The sequence below is a fragment of the Roseiconus nitratireducens genome, assembly GCF_008629675.1.
Classification (GTDB): Bacteria; Planctomycetota; Planctomycetia; order Pirellulales; family Pirellulaceae; genus Stieleria; species Stieleria nitratireducens.
This window is the reverse complement of sequence record NZ_VWOX01000081.1, coordinates 1-604: the sequence shown is the minus strand read 5'-3', so window position 1 is coordinate 604 and position 604 is coordinate 1. Positions and strand designations below refer to the sequence as shown.

The window sequence follows — 604 nt, the reverse complement described above, 5'->3', positions numbered from 1 at the left end:
CGTTATCCGGATCCATGAACCTCGCGACGAAGACGCTAGCTGCAATCGTATTGTTTGGATTGATTGCTGCGGTCGCTTTCGCGGCATGCCTTTTCTTGGATTGGTCGCGCGAAATCTCCCCCGCGACGTACGCTTCATGGCTTGATACAGATCGAACTGTCTACGCCGACGTTGATTCCATTTCTGAATCGGATCTTCAGCTTTACGCATACGCTTACGAACGAAACAAATATGCAAATGCAGATCCTGAAGCGACACGATTACCGAGGATCGCTAATGCTGACGGATATGTCCCTGCTTTCAAACTCGGTGACGATACGTTTATCTTGGTCTGGAAATGGGTGAATTCATCCGCGGGGTTGGCGATTTCTGATTCATCTGATTTCAAAAGGAAAATCGAGACGCTTGACGATTGTTTCCGAGTTCGCCATGTATCCGGTAACATCTACGAATGGGACCTTGACCTGGAGTCTGGATCTCAACCGTGAAACCGCAAATGCCGACTAGAACGCCGGATAACAATCAAATGCACCGAAGTCGCCGAGTCGGGTTTGTTCTGAGGTCACGTCTTCCGCGGCGACTCGGTGATTTGTAGCGTTATCCG

At 49.8% G+C, this 604-nt stretch carries 1 protein-coding gene; it reads left to right on the top strand.

From position 1 onward, the window contains the following. Positions 1 to 488, top strand: a 488-nt coding sequence (locus tag FYK55_RS28780; protein WP_235909056.1) for a hypothetical protein, incomplete at its 5' end; no start/stop codon positions are given. Positions 489 to 604: the final 116 nt, after the last annotated feature.